Origin of the sequence: Variovorax sp. 350MFTsu5.1 (assembly GCF_048302515.1) — a bacterium.
GTDB classification, from domain to species: Bacteria; Pseudomonadota; Gammaproteobacteria; order Burkholderiales; family Burkholderiaceae_C; genus Variovorax; species Variovorax guangxiensis.
Genome location: NZ_CP157620.1, coordinates 4,739,071 through 4,755,191, shown reverse-complemented (window position 1 = coordinate 4,755,191; position 16,121 = coordinate 4,739,071). Strand labels below are relative to the sequence as shown.

General features: G+C 66.0%; 15 protein-coding genes and 1 tRNA gene. 10 read left to right on the top strand and 6 right to left on the bottom strand.

Annotated features, from left to right (window positions below; translation table 11 throughout):
• The first annotated feature begins 3 nt into the window (after positions 1 to 3).
• The 6 genes from ABL843_RS21660 to ABL843_RS21635 all read left to right on the top strand — a co-directional run bounded on the left by ABL843_RS21660 (position 4) and on the right by ABL843_RS21635 (position 6,367).
• Positions 4 to 447: a DcrB-related protein gene (locus ABL843_RS21660; protein WP_418117248.1), complete on the top strand. Its 444-nt coding sequence runs from the start codon at positions 4 to 6 to the stop codon at positions 445 to 447.
• Between the two features lie 6 nt (positions 448 to 453).
• On the top strand, positions 454 to 4,878 hold the full coding sequence (locus ABL843_RS21655) for an RHS repeat-associated core domain-containing protein (protein WP_418117247.1): 4,425 nt from the start codon (positions 454 to 456) through the stop codon (positions 4,876 to 4,878).
• A gap of 9 nt (positions 4,879 to 4,887) precedes the next feature.
• A complete protein-coding gene (locus tag ABL843_RS21650) occupies positions 4,888 to 5,352 on the top strand; it encodes a hypothetical protein (RefSeq protein ID WP_184641655.1) in 465 nt (154 codons plus the stop codon).
• Entirely contained in the window at positions 5,349 to 5,687 is a 339-nt protein-coding gene (locus ABL843_RS21645; protein ID WP_418117246.1) for a hypothetical protein, read from the top strand. Before ABL843_RS21650 ends, ABL843_RS21645 begins: the two co-directional genes overlap by 4 nt.
• An 8-nt stretch (positions 5,688 to 5,695) precedes the next feature.
• Entirely contained in the window at positions 5,696 to 6,022 is a 327-nt protein-coding gene (locus ABL843_RS21640) for a hypothetical protein (protein WP_184641657.1), read from the top strand.
• A gap of 81 nt (positions 6,023 to 6,103) precedes the next feature.
• Positions 6,104 to 6,367 (top strand): HNH endonuclease, encoded by a 264-nt coding sequence (locus tag ABL843_RS21635; RefSeq protein ID WP_418117245.1) that lies wholly within the window; start codon positions 6,104 to 6,106, stop codon positions 6,365 to 6,367.
• Positions 6,368 to 6,444: 77 nt separating this feature from the next.
• On the opposite strand, the gene ABL843_RS21630 is transcribed toward ABL843_RS21635, so the two are convergent.
• The 6 genes from ABL843_RS21630 to ABL843_RS21605 all read right to left on the bottom strand — a co-directional run bounded on the left by ABL843_RS21630 (position 6,445) and on the right by ABL843_RS21605 (position 13,070).
• A tRNA-Thr gene (locus tag ABL843_RS21630) sits at positions 6,445 to 6,520 on the bottom strand.
• Between the two features lie 25 nt (positions 6,521 to 6,545).
• Positions 6,546 to 7,556 (bottom strand): class 1 fructose-bisphosphatase, encoded by a 1,011-nt coding sequence (locus ABL843_RS21625; RefSeq protein ID WP_019658239.1) that lies wholly within the window; start codon positions 7,554 to 7,556, stop codon positions 6,546 to 6,548.
• Between the two features lie 26 nt (positions 7,557 to 7,582).
• Complete coding sequence (gene pepN, locus ABL843_RS21620) at positions 7,583 to 10,279, bottom strand: aminopeptidase N (protein ID WP_418117243.1); 2,697 nt, start codon at positions 10,277 to 10,279, stop codon at positions 7,583 to 7,585.
• On the bottom strand, positions 10,266 to 10,961 hold the full coding sequence (locus ABL843_RS21615; RefSeq protein WP_418117242.1) for an HAD family hydrolase: 696 nt from the start codon (positions 10,959 to 10,961) through the stop codon (positions 10,266 to 10,268). Before ABL843_RS21615 ends, pepN begins: the two co-directional genes overlap by 14 nt.
• Positions 10,962 to 10,966: 5 nt before the next feature.
• A protein-coding gene (gene prfB, locus ABL843_RS21610; RefSeq protein WP_126025249.1) for a peptide chain release factor 2 occupies positions 10,967 to 12,071 on the bottom strand; the annotation gives its coding sequence in 2 pieces (ribosomal slippage) (positions 10,967 to 11,989 and positions 11,991 to 12,071; 1,104 coding nt in all).
• Positions 12,072 to 12,257: 186 nt separating this feature from the next.
• The gene (locus tag ABL843_RS21605; protein ID WP_418117240.1) at positions 12,258 to 13,070 is read right to left on the bottom strand and encodes a MetQ/NlpA family ABC transporter substrate-binding protein; all 813 of its coding nucleotides are present in this window, start codon (positions 13,068 to 13,070) and stop codon (positions 12,258 to 12,260) included.
• Positions 13,071 to 13,311: 241 nt separating this feature from the next.
• Here ABL843_RS21605 and ABL843_RS21600 point away from each other — a divergent pair, with 241 nt between their 5' ends.
• The 4 genes from ABL843_RS21600 to ABL843_RS21585 are packed head-to-tail and all read left to right on the top strand — an operon-like array spanning position 13,312 to position 16,094.
• Complete coding sequence (locus ABL843_RS21600; protein WP_184641664.1) at positions 13,312 to 14,184, top strand: methionine ABC transporter ATP-binding protein; 873 nt, start codon at positions 13,312 to 13,314, stop codon at positions 14,182 to 14,184.
• Positions 14,177 to 14,839 carry a methionine ABC transporter permease gene (locus tag ABL843_RS21595; protein ID WP_093200265.1) on the top strand — a complete coding sequence of 221 codons (663 nt, stop codon included), beginning with the start codon at positions 14,177 to 14,179 and terminating at the stop codon, positions 14,837 to 14,839. The genes ABL843_RS21600 and ABL843_RS21595 overlap by 8 nt, the downstream gene beginning before the upstream one ends.
• Before the next feature lie 35 nt (positions 14,840 to 14,874).
• Complete coding sequence (locus ABL843_RS21590; RefSeq protein ID WP_126025252.1) at positions 14,875 to 15,702, top strand: MetQ/NlpA family ABC transporter substrate-binding protein; 828 nt, start codon at positions 14,875 to 14,877, stop codon at positions 15,700 to 15,702.
• Positions 15,703 to 15,743: 41 nt separating this feature from the next.
• Positions 15,744 to 16,094, top strand: coding sequence for a hypothetical protein (locus ABL843_RS21585; RefSeq protein WP_418117238.1), 351 nt, complete (start codon positions 15,744 to 15,746; stop codon positions 16,092 to 16,094).
• Positions 16,095 to 16,121: the final 27 nt, after the last annotated feature.

The following is a 16,121-nucleotide window of genomic DNA, read 5'->3' as shown; positions in this document are numbered from 1 at the left end:
CGCATGCGCTACCACCTCAACGAAGGCCAGTTCGACATCCCCGAAGACGGCCGCATCGACCGCTCGATGAACGTCCTCGCGATGCCCGACGGGTCGGGCACCACGCTCATCGTGAGCCGCGACGCGCTGCGAACGCAGGAAACCCTGGCGCAGTTCGTCACGCGGCAGATGAACGACCTGACGCGTCAGGTGAGCCAACTCAAGGAGGTGTCGCGCACCGACATTGCCGTAGGCCCGGCCATCGCGAGCCTGCATGCCATCGAACTCGCTACGCAGTTCAAGCAGAACGGCCAGGCGCTGCATCAACGCCAGGCCGTGTTCCTGCTGCCGCAGGACCCGGGCGGCAGGAGCGTGCTGATCCTCACAGCCAGCAGCCCCGTGCCCTTCGATGCCGAGGCGATCGCGCTGTGGCGGCGCGTGCTCGAGAGTTTCCAGCCGAGGGCCTGAGGCGCCATGGACGGCCAACCAGCTGCACGCCTGCACGACCCCATTGCCCACACCAACGCGCACGCGCGCTTCTGGGCCAAGTTCGCGGGCGGACTGATCGGCGGCATCGCCGTGGGCTTCGCAGTGGGCGTGGCGGCGGCTGCGGTGGTCGGCACCGGCGGCCTCGCTGGGCCGCTGGTGGCGGGCGCGGTGGTCGTGGGTGCGCGCATGGCCGGCGGCTACGTCGGCGCGAGCCTGGGCGAGTCGATCGCCGATGCGCTGGTGCCCGAGACGCTCACCGTGACCGGGATGATCACCAGCGGATCGTCGGACGTGTTCATCGGCGGCAAGGCCCTGGGCGCGGCGCGGGCCTCGCCCGACGCTCCCATGGACACGGTGAGTTGCAAGAACGACTCGCCGCAGATTCTTCTTGCCGAGGGCGCGGAGACCGTGTTCATCAACATGGGCGTGGCCTCGCGCAAGGACGACCACACCGAGTGCGGCGCCAAGGTGAGCGACGGGGCGCCCACGGTCTTCATCGGCGGGCCGACAGCGCGCGTGCGCGAGGTGGCCGACGAGGTGCCGCTCATCTCCAAGGTGCTGGTGACCATCTTCAACCTGGTCATGATCTACCGCGGCCTGCGCTGCCTGCCCAAGCTCGCGCGGCAGGGCAAGAACGCGCTGCCTTGCCTGATCGAAGGAGCGGTGGGGCTTGGCATGGGCATCCACGGCATGGTCAGTTCCTTCGGCAATCCGGTGCATGCGGCCACGGGCGGCAAGTTCCTGGGCGGCGAGAGCGAGCTCGACTTCAGCCTGCCGGGGCCGTTGCCCATCGCATGGCAGCGCTTCTACAGCAGCCACGACCTGCGCCCCGACGGCCCGCTGGGGCAGGGCTGGAGCCTGCCCTATTCGATGGAACTGCGGCTGGGCAGCGACGACGAAGGCCAGCCCGTGGTCACGCTCATCGACGAGCAGGGCCGGCCGATGGTGCTGCCCGACATCGAGCCCGGCACGCGGCAGTACAGCCTGCGCGACGGGCTCGACCTGTGCCGCACCGAAGGCGGCCATTACTTCATCCACGTGCCGGGCGGGTTGTTCTTCCTGTTCGAGCCGCCGATCGAAGGCGAGTCGCGCGCCCGGACGCTGAAGCTCGCGCGGCTGGAAGACCGCAACGGCAACTTCATCGACCTGCGCCACGACGCGCTGGGCCGGCTGGTCGAGCTGACCGACAGCACCGGCCGGCTGCTGGCGTTCGAGTACGCGGGCGAGAGCCGCCGGGTGGGCGCGGTGCGCCTGGCCGCCGGCGCACCCGGCGAGCTGCCGGGACTGCTGGTGACCTACAGGCACGACGCCGAAGGCAGGCTGCTCGAGGTGACCGACCGCAACGGCGCGGTGGTGCGCCGCTTCGGCTACGACGCCCAGGGCCTCATGGACTTCCATGCCGACGCCGCAGGGCTGGAATGCCGCTACGAGTGGCGCGGCCAGGGCGGCAAAGCCCACGTGGTCCGCCACTGGACCAACGACGGCGAGAGCTACACCGTCCGGCGCGTGCCGCCTGCCGCGGACGACGCGCTGGCGCTGGGCCAAACACTGGTCGTCGACCAGCTCGGACGCGAGTACGCCTGGCACTGGAATGCCGACCAACAGGTCACCGACTACGTCGATGCGGCGGGCCGCCAATGGCACGCGCAGTACAACGAGTTGCGCCAACTCGTCGCCATCACCGAGCCCGGCGGTGCCACCACGCGCTGCACCTACGACCCCATGGGCTTCATGGCCAGCCGCACCGATGCGCTGGGCCGCACGCAGAGCACCGGCTGGACCGAGTTCGGCGAGCCCTGGCGGCAGACCCTCGCGGACGGCAGCACCTGGACCTACGCCTACAGCGACCAGGGCAACATGGTGCGCGAGACCGACCCGCTGGGCCACACCACCGAGTACGCCTACGACAGGCGGGGCCTGCCGATCGTGGTGACCGACGGCAAGGGCGGCACCAACCGCATGACGTGGAACGATTGCGCGCAGCTGCTTTCGCTGACCGACTGCTCCGGCAAGTCCACGCGCTACGCATACGACGGCTGGGGCCACCTGCAGACCGTGACCGATGCCATGGGCCAGCGCACGCGATTGACGCACGACGCCATGGGGCGGCTGCTGTCGGTGTCGCAGCCCGACCAGAGCCACCAGTCGTTGCGCCGCGATGCGGCCGGCCGCATCGTCGCCGCCACCGATGCGCTGAGCCGCAGCACGCATTTCGCGCTCGGCCTGCGCGGCCAGCCGCTGGCGAGGCAGGACGCCGAGGGGCGCCGCATCGCCTGGCACTACGACGGCGCCCAGCGCCTGCAGGCGATCGTCAACGAGAACGGCCTGCACTTCGAATTCGTGCGGGACGCCGCCGACCGCGTGGTCGAAGAGCGCCGCGTGGGCGGCACGCGCGTGCAGGTGGAATACGACGCCAACGGCTGGCCGGTGCGCATCACCCATGTACCGGGCATCGGCGACGACGACCTCGCACTGCATGAAGGCGCCGAACCGCATCGCCCGGCCGGACCCCTGCGTACCGAACTGCTGCGCGACGCCGTGGGCCGCCTCGTCGAGAAGCGCACCGGGCGCCACTGCTACCGCTACAGCTACGACCAACTGGACCGCCTGACCGAAGCAACGAAGCTGGAAGCGCCGCAACCCGGTACGGCTGGCGAGCCGCGCGCGCTGCATCGCACCACATTCGTCTACGACAAGCTCGGGCTGCTCGTTGAAGAAACGGCCATCGACGAGCTCACCGGCGAGACCCACACCCTGCGCCACGCGCACGACGAACTCGGCAAGCGCACGCAGACCGTTCTGCCCGCCATCGCGTCGCAACCGGGCGTGCAGCGCGCGCTGAACTATCTGTACTACGGCTCCGGGCACCTGCATCAGGTCAACTTGTCGCAGCAGCATGGCGACGCATCCGTGGTGCACCAGCTGATCAGCGACATCGAGCGCGACGACCTGCACCGCGAAGTGGCGCGAAGCCAGGGCGCACTGCACACGCGCTTTGCACTGGATCCGCTGGGCCGGCGGGCCGCGTCCTGGTGCCGTCCCGGCGGACTGGACGCGGCATTCACCACGCAAGACCCGGGTTGGCGCCAGGCCATCGACGCCGCGGGCACCCCCGGGGCCCGCCTTCTCGACGGGCTGATGAAGGAATACAGCTACGACCCCGTGGGCGAGCTGCGGCAGAGCCGCCATTCGCTCCAGGGCACGACGGGGCACCGATACGACGCAACCGGCCGCATCGAAGAAAGCGTGCGCGGCGCGGCCAACAGCGAGCGCTTTGCCTACGACCCCGCAGGCAACCTGCTCGACGCATCAACCGCGCCCGGCTACGTGCGCGACAACCTCGTGCGCGTTTTCGAGGACAAGCGCTACAGCTACGACGGCCACGGCCGGCTGGTGCGCAAGCTGTCGGGCAGGCACACCGACCAGCGCTTCGAGTGGGACGACGAAAGCCGCCTCGTGGCCGTGCACACCACGCGGCGCCCGGGCACGCCCGAAGCCACCACGCAGGTCACGCGCTTCGACTACGACGCGATCGGGCGGCGCGTGGCCAAGCACGATGCGTTCGGCAGTACGCGGTTTGTCTGGGAGGGAATGCGGCTGATCGAGGAGCGGCGCGGCTCGCAAGTAACAAGCCACGTTTACGAGCCTGACAGTTACATGCCGCTGGCGCGGCTCGATGCCGCCACTGGCGAGGCTGGTGCCGCTGCACCTGCGAACATCTTCCACCTTCACACGGATCAGGCCGGCCTGCCTGAGGAGCTGACGGATCAGTCCGGCCGGATATGCTGGCGAGCGAGCTATCGCACGTGGGGCGGCGCTGTGGCCGAGCAGTGGGGGTCCACTTTGCTCGATGGCCGCGCCGCCTCTCCTGCGGACAAGGCACTGCCAAAAGTCGAGCAGAACATGCGATTCCAGGGCCAGTATCTGGACCGCGACATCGGCCTGCACTACAACATCTTCCGGTTCTATGACCCCGATATTGGCCGCTTCATCAGCCCGGACCCTATCGGCCTTGCCGGCGGGAACAATCTGCACAGCTATGCGCCCAATCCTGTGTCGTGGATCGACCCGTGGGGCTGGGCGCCCAAGGCACCTTTGTCCTTGCCCGATGGCTACAGGGCAAGAATCGACCGATTCAACACGAGTACTGGTTCGTCTTTCGAGATACACGTGTACAAACCCAACGGAACCGAAGCTGGTATCTACGGACCGGACGGCTTCTTCAACAAGCACGGTACTGTCGGCACCGAAGTGAAGGTCACGCCGAAGGTATCCAACGTGCTGAACGGCATCGCCGTCGACGAATTGAGAAAGATAGGAAAACTGCCTGCTCTGGGAACACCCAACAGCCGCGTAGCGGCCAGAGAGTATTCAGAGCGCGTGCGCAAGAGCGGGCTTTCAGGATGTTGATCAAGCACCATGAAAATTATCAAGTTCAGTGAAACCAGCGACGGCTACTCCATGGACAGCTCCGCTTATCCGGCCTATGTACGGCAGGTAAGCAGCCTGGTGCCGACGGACGCTCTCGAATTCATGAGGGCAGCGTGGCACTATGAGCATCGGGACGAGCGATGCCCGCACGATGCCAGGCTGGAGCAGTTGCTCGTACGAGAGTTCGAGGACGGCGACTTCCGGGCGAATGACATCGAGATGCAACTGGCCGGAGCGCATGGGAATCGCATCACGCTGCACTATCGCGACGTGCAGTCTTATGCGGTCGAGAAAACAAAGAGCGATTGGCCCGCTGGCGACCGCTCCCACGGCGATTGGCTCATCGATGAAATGCTGGTGCTCGAGGACGGCTTTCTCAGTCACGAGATCGTCTTCACGAACTCGGTAGTCAAGGTCAAGCACAGGGATCTCAAGTACACGGTGGTGCCATGACCACGACGGCCCTCGGCAAACTGTTGGCGTATTGGACGGCGCAGCCGACCGTGATGCCGCTGCAGGAAGAGCTGGGCCTGATCCGCGCTATACGCGCGCTGGACACCACCGACATCGCGACGGATCTGGCTTCGTTCATCTCGCTCATCGAGCTCGTCCAGCGATCGCATGCAAGCAACGGAATCTTCGAGATGACCGAGGCCGACGAAGCGCACACCGTCGGCTTCTTCCAATGGCTCGAGAGCCTGGAAAATGAGCTTGGCATGCCGTTGGCAACGCACGCCGACGGCCTGGGCCTGACCTGCGCCGAACTGGCGAAGCGGATGCCTCGATAGAGTGCCGGATGCTCGACCTCTACTTCGTCGAATCGACCTGCAGGCACTTGCCGAAAGACCCGCGTGGCCTTGAGCTTGCGGGCTCTGTCGATCTGGATGCGCATTGCTCAATCGCGGCTCTCTTCGACAGATGTGTCCGGAAAGGCGTAAACCTCGACTACTTCGACGATTCGCTGCTGCGCGCCGAGCAGGTCGTGACCATGCTCGAGGTATTCACCGCCAACGCCCCTGAAGCTGGCGCCCAACACGCGCAGATCGCGGCCTTCAAGTCGATACACGCGATCTTGACCCAGGCGAAGGCACAGGGCATGGGGCTCGCAGCGTTCTGCGACTGACATTCAACTCCATGAGCGCATGACGCCTACACGGCCGTCATTGATTGCGGATGGCGCACCGTTTACGAACGCAGCCGCGCGGTGCGGGATTACGTGCTTCTGCGTGCAGCCGGTAAATGCGAGCTTTGCGATCAGCCTGCACCATTTCATCGAAGCGGAGGGGCTCCTTACTTGGAGCCGCACCACACCACGCGGGTGTCTGACGGTGGCCCTGACCATCCGCGGTTTGTCGCCGCCCTTTGTCCCGCATGTCATCGGGAGGTGCATTACGGCGAACACGCTCGCGTAAAGAATTTGACGTTGACCGAAAAGCTTCGGGCGATTGAATCAGCAGGGCCGGAGTGATTGCAAACGGCTGCGCCCCTCAGTGTTAATAACAAACAAAAAGCCCCGCTATCGAAAAAATAGCGGGGCTTTTGATTTGGTGCCGGAGAGATGAATCGAACACCCGACCTTCTCATTACGAATGAGCTGCTCTACCGACTGAGCTACACCGGCGAAGCCTCAGATTATAGCCAAGAAATCAGGCCTTCTCGGCGTGGTACTGCGTCAAACGCTCAACTTCGTTTCTAGAACCCAACATCACGCTCACGCGCTCGTGCAGTTTGGTGGGCTGCAGGTCCAGGATTCGCTGCTTGCCGTTGGTGGCGGCGCCGCCGGCCTGCTCGACCAGCCAGCTCATGGGGTTGGCCTCGTACATCAGGCGCAGCTTGCCGGCCTTTTCGGGCTCGCGCTTGTCCCAGGGGTACATGAAGACGCCGCCGCGCATCAGGATGCGGTGCACGTCGGCCACCATGCTGGCGATCCAGCGCATGTTGAAGTCCTTGCCGCGCGGGCCTTCCTTGCCGGCCAGGCATTCGTCGATGTAGCGCTTCACGGGCTCGTCCCAGTGGCGCATGTTGCTCATGTTGATCGCGAATTCCTTGGTGTCGGGCGGAATCTGGATGTCTTCCTGCGTCAGCACGAAGCTGCCCTGTTCGCGGTCGAGGGTGAACATGGCCACGCCGTTGCCCACGGTCAGCACCAGGGTGGTCTGCGGGCCGTAGATGCAGTAGCCGGCGGCCACCTGCTGTGTGCCTGCCTGCAGGAAGTCGGCTTCCTGCACGCCGGGGTGGTCGTCGGGCTTCTTCAGCACGCTGAAGATGGTGCCGATGCTGACGTTCACGTCGATGTTGCTGCTGCCGTCGAGCGGGTCGAACATGAGCAGGTATTCACCCTGGGGGTAGCGGTTGGGCACCACGTAGATGCTGTCCATTTCCTCGCTGGCCATGGCCGCGAGGTGGCCGCCCCATTCGTTGGCCTCGATGAGCACTTCGTTGGCGATGATGTCCAGCTTCTTCTGGATCTCGCCCTGCACGTTCTCGCTCTCGGCCGTGCCGAGCACGCCGCCCAGCGCGCCCTTGTTGACGGCCTGGCTGATGCTCTTGCAGGCGCGCGCGACCACTTCGAGCAGCAGGCGCAGCTGGCCGGGAATGAGGCCGTCGGCGCGCTGTTGTTCGACGAGGTAGCGGGTGAGGGAAATCTTTTGAGCCATGTGTTTTCCGGGTTCGGGTTTCTGCTTCAGTTGCCAGCAAGAGCGCGGGTCACCACTTCGTGGGTGTCCTTGCTCAGGTCCGGCTTGGCCGCCACGCGGGCGATCGCCTCGCGCGCGGCGCTGCGGTAGGGCTCGGCCAGCTTGCTCCAGCGGTCGAGCGCGCGCGCGAGGCGGGCGGCAACCTGCGGGTTGATGGCGTCGAGCTCGATCACGCGTTCGCTCCAGAACACGTAGCCGGCTGCGTCGGGGCGGTGGAAGGCGCCGGGGTTGGCGCTGCAGTAGCTGAAGATCACGCTGCGCGCGCGGTTCGGGTTCTTCAGCGAGAAGTCGGGGTGCTTCATCAGCTGCTTCACCAGCGGCAGGATGTCGCCGCCGCGGTCGGGTGCGCCGGCCTGCAGCGAGAACCACTTGTCGATGACCAGCGCCTCGTCCTTGAAGATGGCGTGGAAGCGCGCGAGCGCCTGTGCCGCCAGCGTGTGGCCCGACGACACCAGCGCGTTGAGCGCGTTGAAGCGGTCGGTCATGTTGCCCGCGTCCTTGAAGCGCTGCAGCGTCTTGCCAGGCCACACCACGTCGCCAGAGGCGCGCGCCGCCAGGCACAGGAAGTTCAGCGCCATGCCGGCCAACGCGCGGCGGCCCGACGAGGTCGGGTCGGGGCTGTAGGCGCCGGTGTCGTGGTGCTCTTCATAGGCCCACTGCCAGTCGGCAAAAAGGGCGGTGGCCAGCTGGGCGCGCATGGCTTCGCGCACCAGATGCACGCGCTGCGGGTCGACCACGTCGAGCTGCTCGGCGATGTAGGTTTCCGAGGGCAGCGTGAGCACCAGTTCCTTGAAGGCGGCGTCGAGCTGCGGGTTGCGCAGCACGCTGCGCATGGCGTCGATGTAGGCGTCGTTCAGCACCGGCGTGGTGTCGGTGGCCAGCGCGGCAATGCCGTTCAGCGCGGCGCGAAGGCCCAGGCGCTGGCCGGCTTCCCAGCGGTTGAACGGGTCGGGGTCGTTGGCCAGAAGGGTGAGCAGCTGGGCGTCGGTGTACTCGAAGTCGAGGATCACCGGCGCGCTGAAGCCGCGCAGGATGGACGGCACCGGCTCCGCGTCGAGGCCCGTGAAGGTGATCTGCTCACCGGCGCGCGACAGCACCACGGTGCGCGTGCCGTGCGTTGCTTCGCTCTCGCCTTCCAGCTGCAGCGGCAGCTCGCGGCCGCTGCTCGCGTCGAGCAGGCCCACGTTCAGCGGAATGACGAAGGGTTCCTTGGTCGGCTGGCCCGGCGTGGGCGGGCAGCTCTGCACCACGCTCAGGGTGTAGCTGCGGTTCTGCGCGTCGTACACGCCGTGGGCGGCAAGACGCGGCGTGCCGGCCTGGCTGTACCAGCGCTTGAACTGGGGCAGCAGGCGGGCGAGTTCCGATTCGGGGTTGGCGTCGGCGATGGCCTGCGCGAAGTCGTCGCAAGTCACGGCCTGGCCGTCGTGGCGCTCGAAGTAGAGCGTGATGCCCTTCTCGAAGCCCTTGCGACCGACCAGCGTCTGCATCATGCGCACCACCTCGGCACCCTTCTCGTAGATGGTGACGGTGTAGAAGTTGCTGATCTCGATGTAGCTGTCGGGGCGCACCGGGTGGGCCATGGGGCCCGCGTCCTCGGGGAACTGGGCGGTGCGCAGCACGCGAACGTCTTCGATGCGCTTGACGGCGCGCGCCGATGCGTCGGCGCACAGGTCCTGGCTGAATTCCTGGTCGCGGAAGACGGTGAGGCCTTCCTTCAGCGACAGCTGGAACCAGTCGCGGCAGGTCACGCGGTCGCCGCTCCAGTTGTGGAAGTACTCGTGGCCGACCACGCTCTCGATGTTGCTGTAGTCGGCGTCGGTGGCGGTGGCCTGGTTGGCCAGAACGTACTTCGTGTTGAAGATGTTCAGGCCCTTGTTCTCCATGGCGCCCATGTTGAAGTCGCTGGTGGCAACGATCATGAAGCGGTCCAGGTCCAGCGGCAGGCCGAAGCGGGCCTCGTCCCACAGCACCGAGTTGATGAGCGAGTTCATCGCGTGCTCGGTCTTGTCGAGGTCGCCGGCGCGCACGTACACCTGCAGCAGGTGCTCCTTGCCGCTGCGCGCCTTGATGCGCTGCTCGCGCGCCACCAGCTTGCCCGCCACCAGCGCGAACAGGTAGCTGGGCTTCTTGAACGGGTCGACCCACTTGGCGAAATGGCGGCCCTCGGGCAGCTCGCCCTGTTCGACGAGGTTGCCGTTCGACAGCAGCACCGGGTAGGCCGCCTTCGAGGCACGCAGGGTGACGGTGTAGCTCGCCATCACGTCCGGACGGTCGAGGAAATAGGTGATGCGGCGGAAGCCCTCGGCCTCGCACTGCGTGAAGAAGGTGTCCTCGCTCACGAACAGGCCCATCAGCTTGGTGTTCTTGATGGGGCAGCAGGTGGTGAAGATCTCGAGCTCGAAGCTGTCGGGCAGGCCGTCGATGACGAGCTGCTCACCCTCCATGCGGAACGAGGCGCCCTGGCCGTTGACCAGCACGCGCGCCAGGTTCAGCTCGTCGCCGTCCAGGCGCAGCGGCTGCACCGGCACCTCGGGGTTGCGGCGCATCTGCATGCGGTTGAGCACGCGGGTCTTGGCGGGGTCGAGGTCGAAGGTGAGGTCGACGGTGTCGATCCAATAGGCCGGGGCCGCGTAGTCTTCGCGGCGGATGGCGATGGGTTGCCCTTGGGCGTCACGCTGCAGCATCGAGGGTCTCCAGAAAATTTGAATGGGCGAGTTCGTCGTAGTCGCGAACCGCGGCGATCACATGGGGGCCGGCAAGCTCGGCGGCGGAATGGGTGCTGCACACGGCCACGGCGCGCATGCCGCCGCGGCGGGCGGCTTCGATGCCGAAGGGCGCGTCTTCGAAGACGATGCAGCGCTCGGGCGCAACGCCGATGCGGCGCGCGGCCTCCAGGAAGATGGCGGGCGTGGGCTTGCCCGAGAAGCCCTCGTCGCCGCCCACGATGGCCAGCGGCAGCGGGTCCATCTTCAGGCGCGACATGGCGAACTCGATGTTGTGCCTGTCGCCGGCCGTGCCGACCGCCACCTTCAGGCCGTGTGCAACCGCTGCCTTGGCAAAGGCCGTGAAGCCTGCGACTTCGGTGAAGTTGTCGTGGAAAAGGGCTCGGTAGATCTCTTCCTTCTCGTGCACCATGGCCTGGCACTCGTCGTCGGAAAGCTCGCGCTCGAACAATTCGCGCATGCTCTCCGTGCCGGTGCGGCCGGTGGTGCGCGCGAGGATCTCGCTCACGTCGAGCTTCACACCGTGGTTCTGCGCAAACTCGACCCACGACCGCGCATGCCAGGGCATGGAGTCGATCATGGTGCCGTCCATGTCGAAGATGAAGGCTTCGACCTTGCCGCCCTTCAGGCTTTGCAGGCTCATCGGTATCACACGCCTTGCTTGAGGGAGGCCTCGATGAACACGTCGAGGTCGCCGTCGAGCACCTTCTGCGTGGCCGAGACTTCGACGTTGGTGCGCAGGTCCTTGATGCGGCTGTTGTCCAGCACGTAGCTGCGGATCTGGTGGCCCCAGCCCACGTCGGTCTTGCTGTCTTCGAGCTTCTGCTGTTCTTCCTGGCGCTTGCGCATCTCGTGGTCGTACAGGCGCGAACGCAGGCGCTTCCAGGCCACGTCGCGGTTGCTGTGCTGGCTGCGGCCGTCCTGGCACTGGACCACGATGCCGGTCGGGATGTGCGTCAGGCGCACGGCCGAGTCGGTCTTGTTGATGTGCTGGCCGCCGGCGCCGCTGGCGCGGAAGGTGTCGGTGCGCACGTCGGCCGGGTTGATCTCGATCTCGATGGAGTCGTCGATCTCCGGGTACACGAAGATGCTGGCGAAGCTGGTGTGACGTCCGCCCGAGGAGTCGAAGGGCGACTTACGCACCAGGCGGTGCACGCCGGTCTCGGTGCGCAGCAGGCCGAAGGCGTAATCGCCTTCCACTTTGATCGTGGCGCTCTTGATGCCGGCGGTGTCGCCGGGGGTTTCGTCTTCCAGCTGGGCCTTGAAGCCCTTGCGCTCGGCGTACTTGGTGTACTGGCGCAGCAGCATGCTGGCCCAGTCGCAGGCCTCGGTGCCGCCGGCGCCGGCCTGGATGTCGATGAAGGCGTTCAGCGGGTCGGCCGGGTTGTTGAACATCCGGCGGAACTCGAGCTGCTTGATGTCGGCTTCGAGCGTGGCGGCGTCATCGGAGATGGCCTGCAGGCCGGCGATGTCACCGTCTTCCTTCGACATCTCGTACAGCTCGGTGTTGTCCGACAGGCCGCTGGTGAGCCGGTCGAGCGTGACGACCACGTCGTCGAGCGACTTCTTTTCCTTGCCCAGCTCCTGGGCCTTCTTCGGGTCGTTCCAGACGTTGGGATCTTCGAGCGATGCGTTGACCGTCCTCAGACGTTCGGCCTTGGCATCGTAGTCAAAGATACCTCCGTAAATCGACCGTGCGGGCGCTCAGGTCCGCGAGCATCGCGCCGATTTGGTTGATCTGTTCTGCGTCCATGGGGTGTCCTGACTGTGTTCGGGGAAACCGGGCATTTTCTCATGCTCCGGTCTTCCACCGAGGAGGCCCCCGTATTGCTCCTTCCCCCTCTGGGGGAAGGCTGGGATGGGGCGGGCAGGGCGTCCCATGCGAGCGCCGCTTGCCCCACCCCCGGCCCTCCCCCAGCGGGGGAGGGCGCAAGAGTCGTCAGAACGCCGGAACCAGCGAGCCCTTGAACTGCGTCTCGATGAAGCTCTTCACCTCGGGCGACTGGTAGGCCGCCACGAGGCGCTTCGCCCAGGGCTTGTCCTTGTCGGCGCGGCGAACGGCGATCAGGTTGGCGTAGGGGCTCTTGGGCGATTCCTTGATCACCGCATCCTTGTTCAGAGACAGGCCGGCCTTCTCGGCGTAGTCGTTGTTGATGGAGGCGATGGTCAGGTCGTCCAGCGAGCGCGGCAGCTGGGCAGCGTCGAGCGCCACCAGCTTCAGCTTTTTCGGGTTGGTGACCACGTCCAGCGGCGTGGCCGTGTTGTTCTTCACCGCCTCCGGCTTCAGCGTGATGAGACCGGCCGACTGCAGCAGCAGCAGGGCGCGGTTGCCGTTGGACGGGTCGTTCTGGATGCCGACCGTGGCGCCGTCGGGCAGCTGGTCGATGGACTTGATCTTGCGCGAGTAGAAGCCCAGCGGCGCGGTGATGGTCAGGCCCACCGGCACGATGTCGAAGCCGCGCGCCTTGTTCTGGTTGTCCAGGAAGGGCTGGTGCTGGAAGGCGTTGGCGTCGAGGTCGCCCGAGGCCAGGGCGGCGTTGGGCAGCTGGTAGTCGTTGAACACGACCACCTGGATGTTCAGGCCGTCCTTGGCGGCGACCTTCTTGACCACTTCGAAGATCTGCTCGCCGTTGCCGACGGAGACGCCGACCTTGATGTTGTTCTTGTCCTGCGCGAAGGCGCCGGAGCCTGCGAAGAGGGCGGCAGCCAGGGTGGCGAGGGCGAAGGTGCGGCGGCGGAAATTGGTATGCATGTGCTTGCGCGGATCGAAAAAAACGAAGGCGCGAATGTGGCATTGCCGGCCGCGGAAGGGAACGAACCAATCTGCATATCGATATGGCGTGTCGCGCCCGTCACAGACTTTTCTTATGTGCCTATTCGTATAAACAGCATCCTTTTTGTTCGTTCCCTTTCGCTGCGTTTCTTTTCATACTCGGCACCTTTTTTCGAACCTACGCGACCTGCGCCACCCGCGCGGGCCGCGCTTCTTCTCCATGACCCACCCTACGCCTGACCAGGGCCGCGGCGATCACGCGGCGCCAGTCATCCGTCTCCAATCGGTGCAGAAATCCTTCGCCTTGCCCAGCGGCGAAGCGTTCGACGCCGTGCATTCGCTGTCGCTCGACATCCAGCAGGGCGACGTGTTCGGCCTGATCGGCAAGAGCGGCGCCGGCAAGTCGACGCTGCTGCGCCTCATCAACCTGCTGGAGCGGCCCGACGCGGGCCGCGTCTTCGTCGGCGGGCGAGACCTCACCACGCTCTCGCGCAGCGAGTTGCGCGACACGCGCCAGAACATCGGCATGATCTTCCAGCAGTTCAACCTGCTGCAGAACGCCACGGTGTTCGACAACGTGGCCTTCCCGCTGAAGATCCACGGCCGCCATTCCAAGGCCGAGATCGACGCCCGCGTGCGCGAGTGCCTGGCCCTGGTCGGCCTGGCGGAGAAGATCGACACCTACCCGGCCCAGCTCTCCGGCGGGCAGAAGCAGCGCGTGGCCATCGCCCGCGCGCTGGCGCCGCGCCCGCAGGTGCTGCTGTGCGACGAGCCCACCTCGGCGCTCGATTCCGAAACCACGCGCTCGCTGCTGGAGACGCTGCGCGACATCAACCAGAAGATCGGCGTGACCATCGTGATCGTCACGCACGAGCTTTCGGTGGTGGAGGTGCTGTGCCGCAACGTGGCCATCCTCGAGAAGGGCCGGCTGGTGGAGCAGTTCGCGGTCGATGCGGCCGGCGAGGCCGAGCGCAAGACCGCGCTGGGCCGCGAGATCGACGAGCTGGTGCGCCGCCGCGAGCGCGAGGCGCGCGAATCGCGCCCGGCGCAGCCGTCGGCCCAATTCGGAGCGCAGGAGCTGGCCTATGTTTGAGAACATCGCCCCCATCCTCCCCGAGCTGTGGGTCGCTACCGGCCAGACCTTCATGATGCTGGCCATCGGCCTCTCGGCGGCCGTGCTGATCGGCGGGCCGCTGGGCATCCTGCTGTTCCTGCTGGGGCCGGGCCAGTCGCTGGAGAACAAGCCGGCGTTCCTGGTGCTCAACTGGCTGGTGAACACGGTGCGCTCGTTCCCTTTCATCATCCTGCTGGTGGCGCTGGTGCCGTTCACGCGGGTGATCGCGGGCACCTCCATCGGGCCGCTGGCGGCCGCGGTGCCGCTGTCGTTCGCGGCCATTCCCTACCTGGCGCGGCTGGTCGACCAGTGCCTGCGCGAAGTGCCGCGCGGCGTGATCGAAGCCGCCCACGCCATGGGCGCGACCGAGCTGCAGATCGTCTGGCGCGTGCTGCTGGTGGAGGCCCGTTCGGGCCTGGTGCTGGCGCTGACCGTGCTCGCCGTGAGCTTCCTTTCCTACTCGGCGGTGGCCGGCGTGGTGGGCGGCGGTGGCATCGGCGACCTGGCCATCCGCTACGGCTACTACCGTTTCCAGACCGACGTGATGGTGCTCACCGTGGCGCTGCTCGTGGTGCTGGTACAGATCCTGCAATTCGCCGGCAACGCCACGGCACGCAGGCTCGACAAGCGTTGATCTCTCACTTTTTTCCTTCCAGCTTTTCCAATCTCATGAAGACCGTTTTCCTGCGCCGTTCCGTTCTCGCCCTGTCGCTGGCAGCCCTTTCCCTGGGCGGCCTCTCGCTGCAGGCCCATGCGCAAGACCCCGCCAAGAAGAACCTGGTGATCGGCGGTACCGCCGGCTCCAACGCCGACCAGCTCAAGCAGGGCATCGTGCCCATCCTCGAGAAGAAGGGCTACAAGGTGAAGCTGGTCGAGTTCAACGACTACGTGCAGCCCAACCTCGCGCTGGCCCAGGGCTCGCTGGACGCCAACTTCTTCCAGCATCAGGTCTACCTGAAGAAGTTCGCGGCCGACCAGAAGCTCGACCTTGCCGAACTGGTGCAGGGCCCGATCGCGCCGATGGGCGTGTACTCGACCAAACGCAAGACGCTGGCCGATGTGAAGGAAGGCGACCGCGTGACGCTGCCGAACGACCCGAGCAACCTGGCCCGCGCGCTGGTGCTGCTGGAGCAGAACAAGCTGCTCACGCTGAAGACCGGCATCGACCCGCTGCGCGCCACCGAGAAGGACGTGGCCGAGAACCCGAAGAAGCTGAAGTTCATTCCGCTCGAAGCCGCCCAGCTGCCGCGCTCGCTCGGCGACACCGAGTACGCCATCGTCAACGGCAACTTCGCGATCTCCTCGGGCCTGAAGCTCACCGAGGCCGTGGTGCTCGAAAAGACGCCCGACTACTACCTGAATGTGGTCGCCGTGAAGACCGCCGACAAGAACACCCAGTGGGCCAAGGACATCGCCGATGCCTACCGCTCGAAGGAGTTCAAGGCGGTGGTTGACAGCAAATTCCAGGGTTACGCCAAGCCCGGTTTCCTGCAGTAATCCTTCCTTTCCTTCATCCTTCTTCGAGAAAAGGACTCCCCATGCCCGTTCTGGCCGTATTCGATGCCCAGGGAAGCTGGCGCGACACACACGTGTGCGACGGCTGGATCACCGAACGCCTGGCCGGGCAGGGCGTGAGTTGGGGGCGCGGCAGGAAGAAGGGGCAGCGCGTGCTCGAGAGCGCGGGGCTCTTCTATCTGCCGACCGATGACGGCTACCTCGGCCTGCTTCTGGAGGCGGGCGAGTGGGCTTCGGTGCCGGCGGGCAGGCCGCATTTCTTCGATGCGGGCGAGGCTGAGTCGCTGGAGGGGCTGCCGGCGTCGCTGCCGTTGTTCGAAGCCTTCGTCGAGGAAGTGCTGTCGCTCACGGGCAACGACGCCGACGAGGAGTGATGACGCAAGAAGAACAAGAGGCCGCGT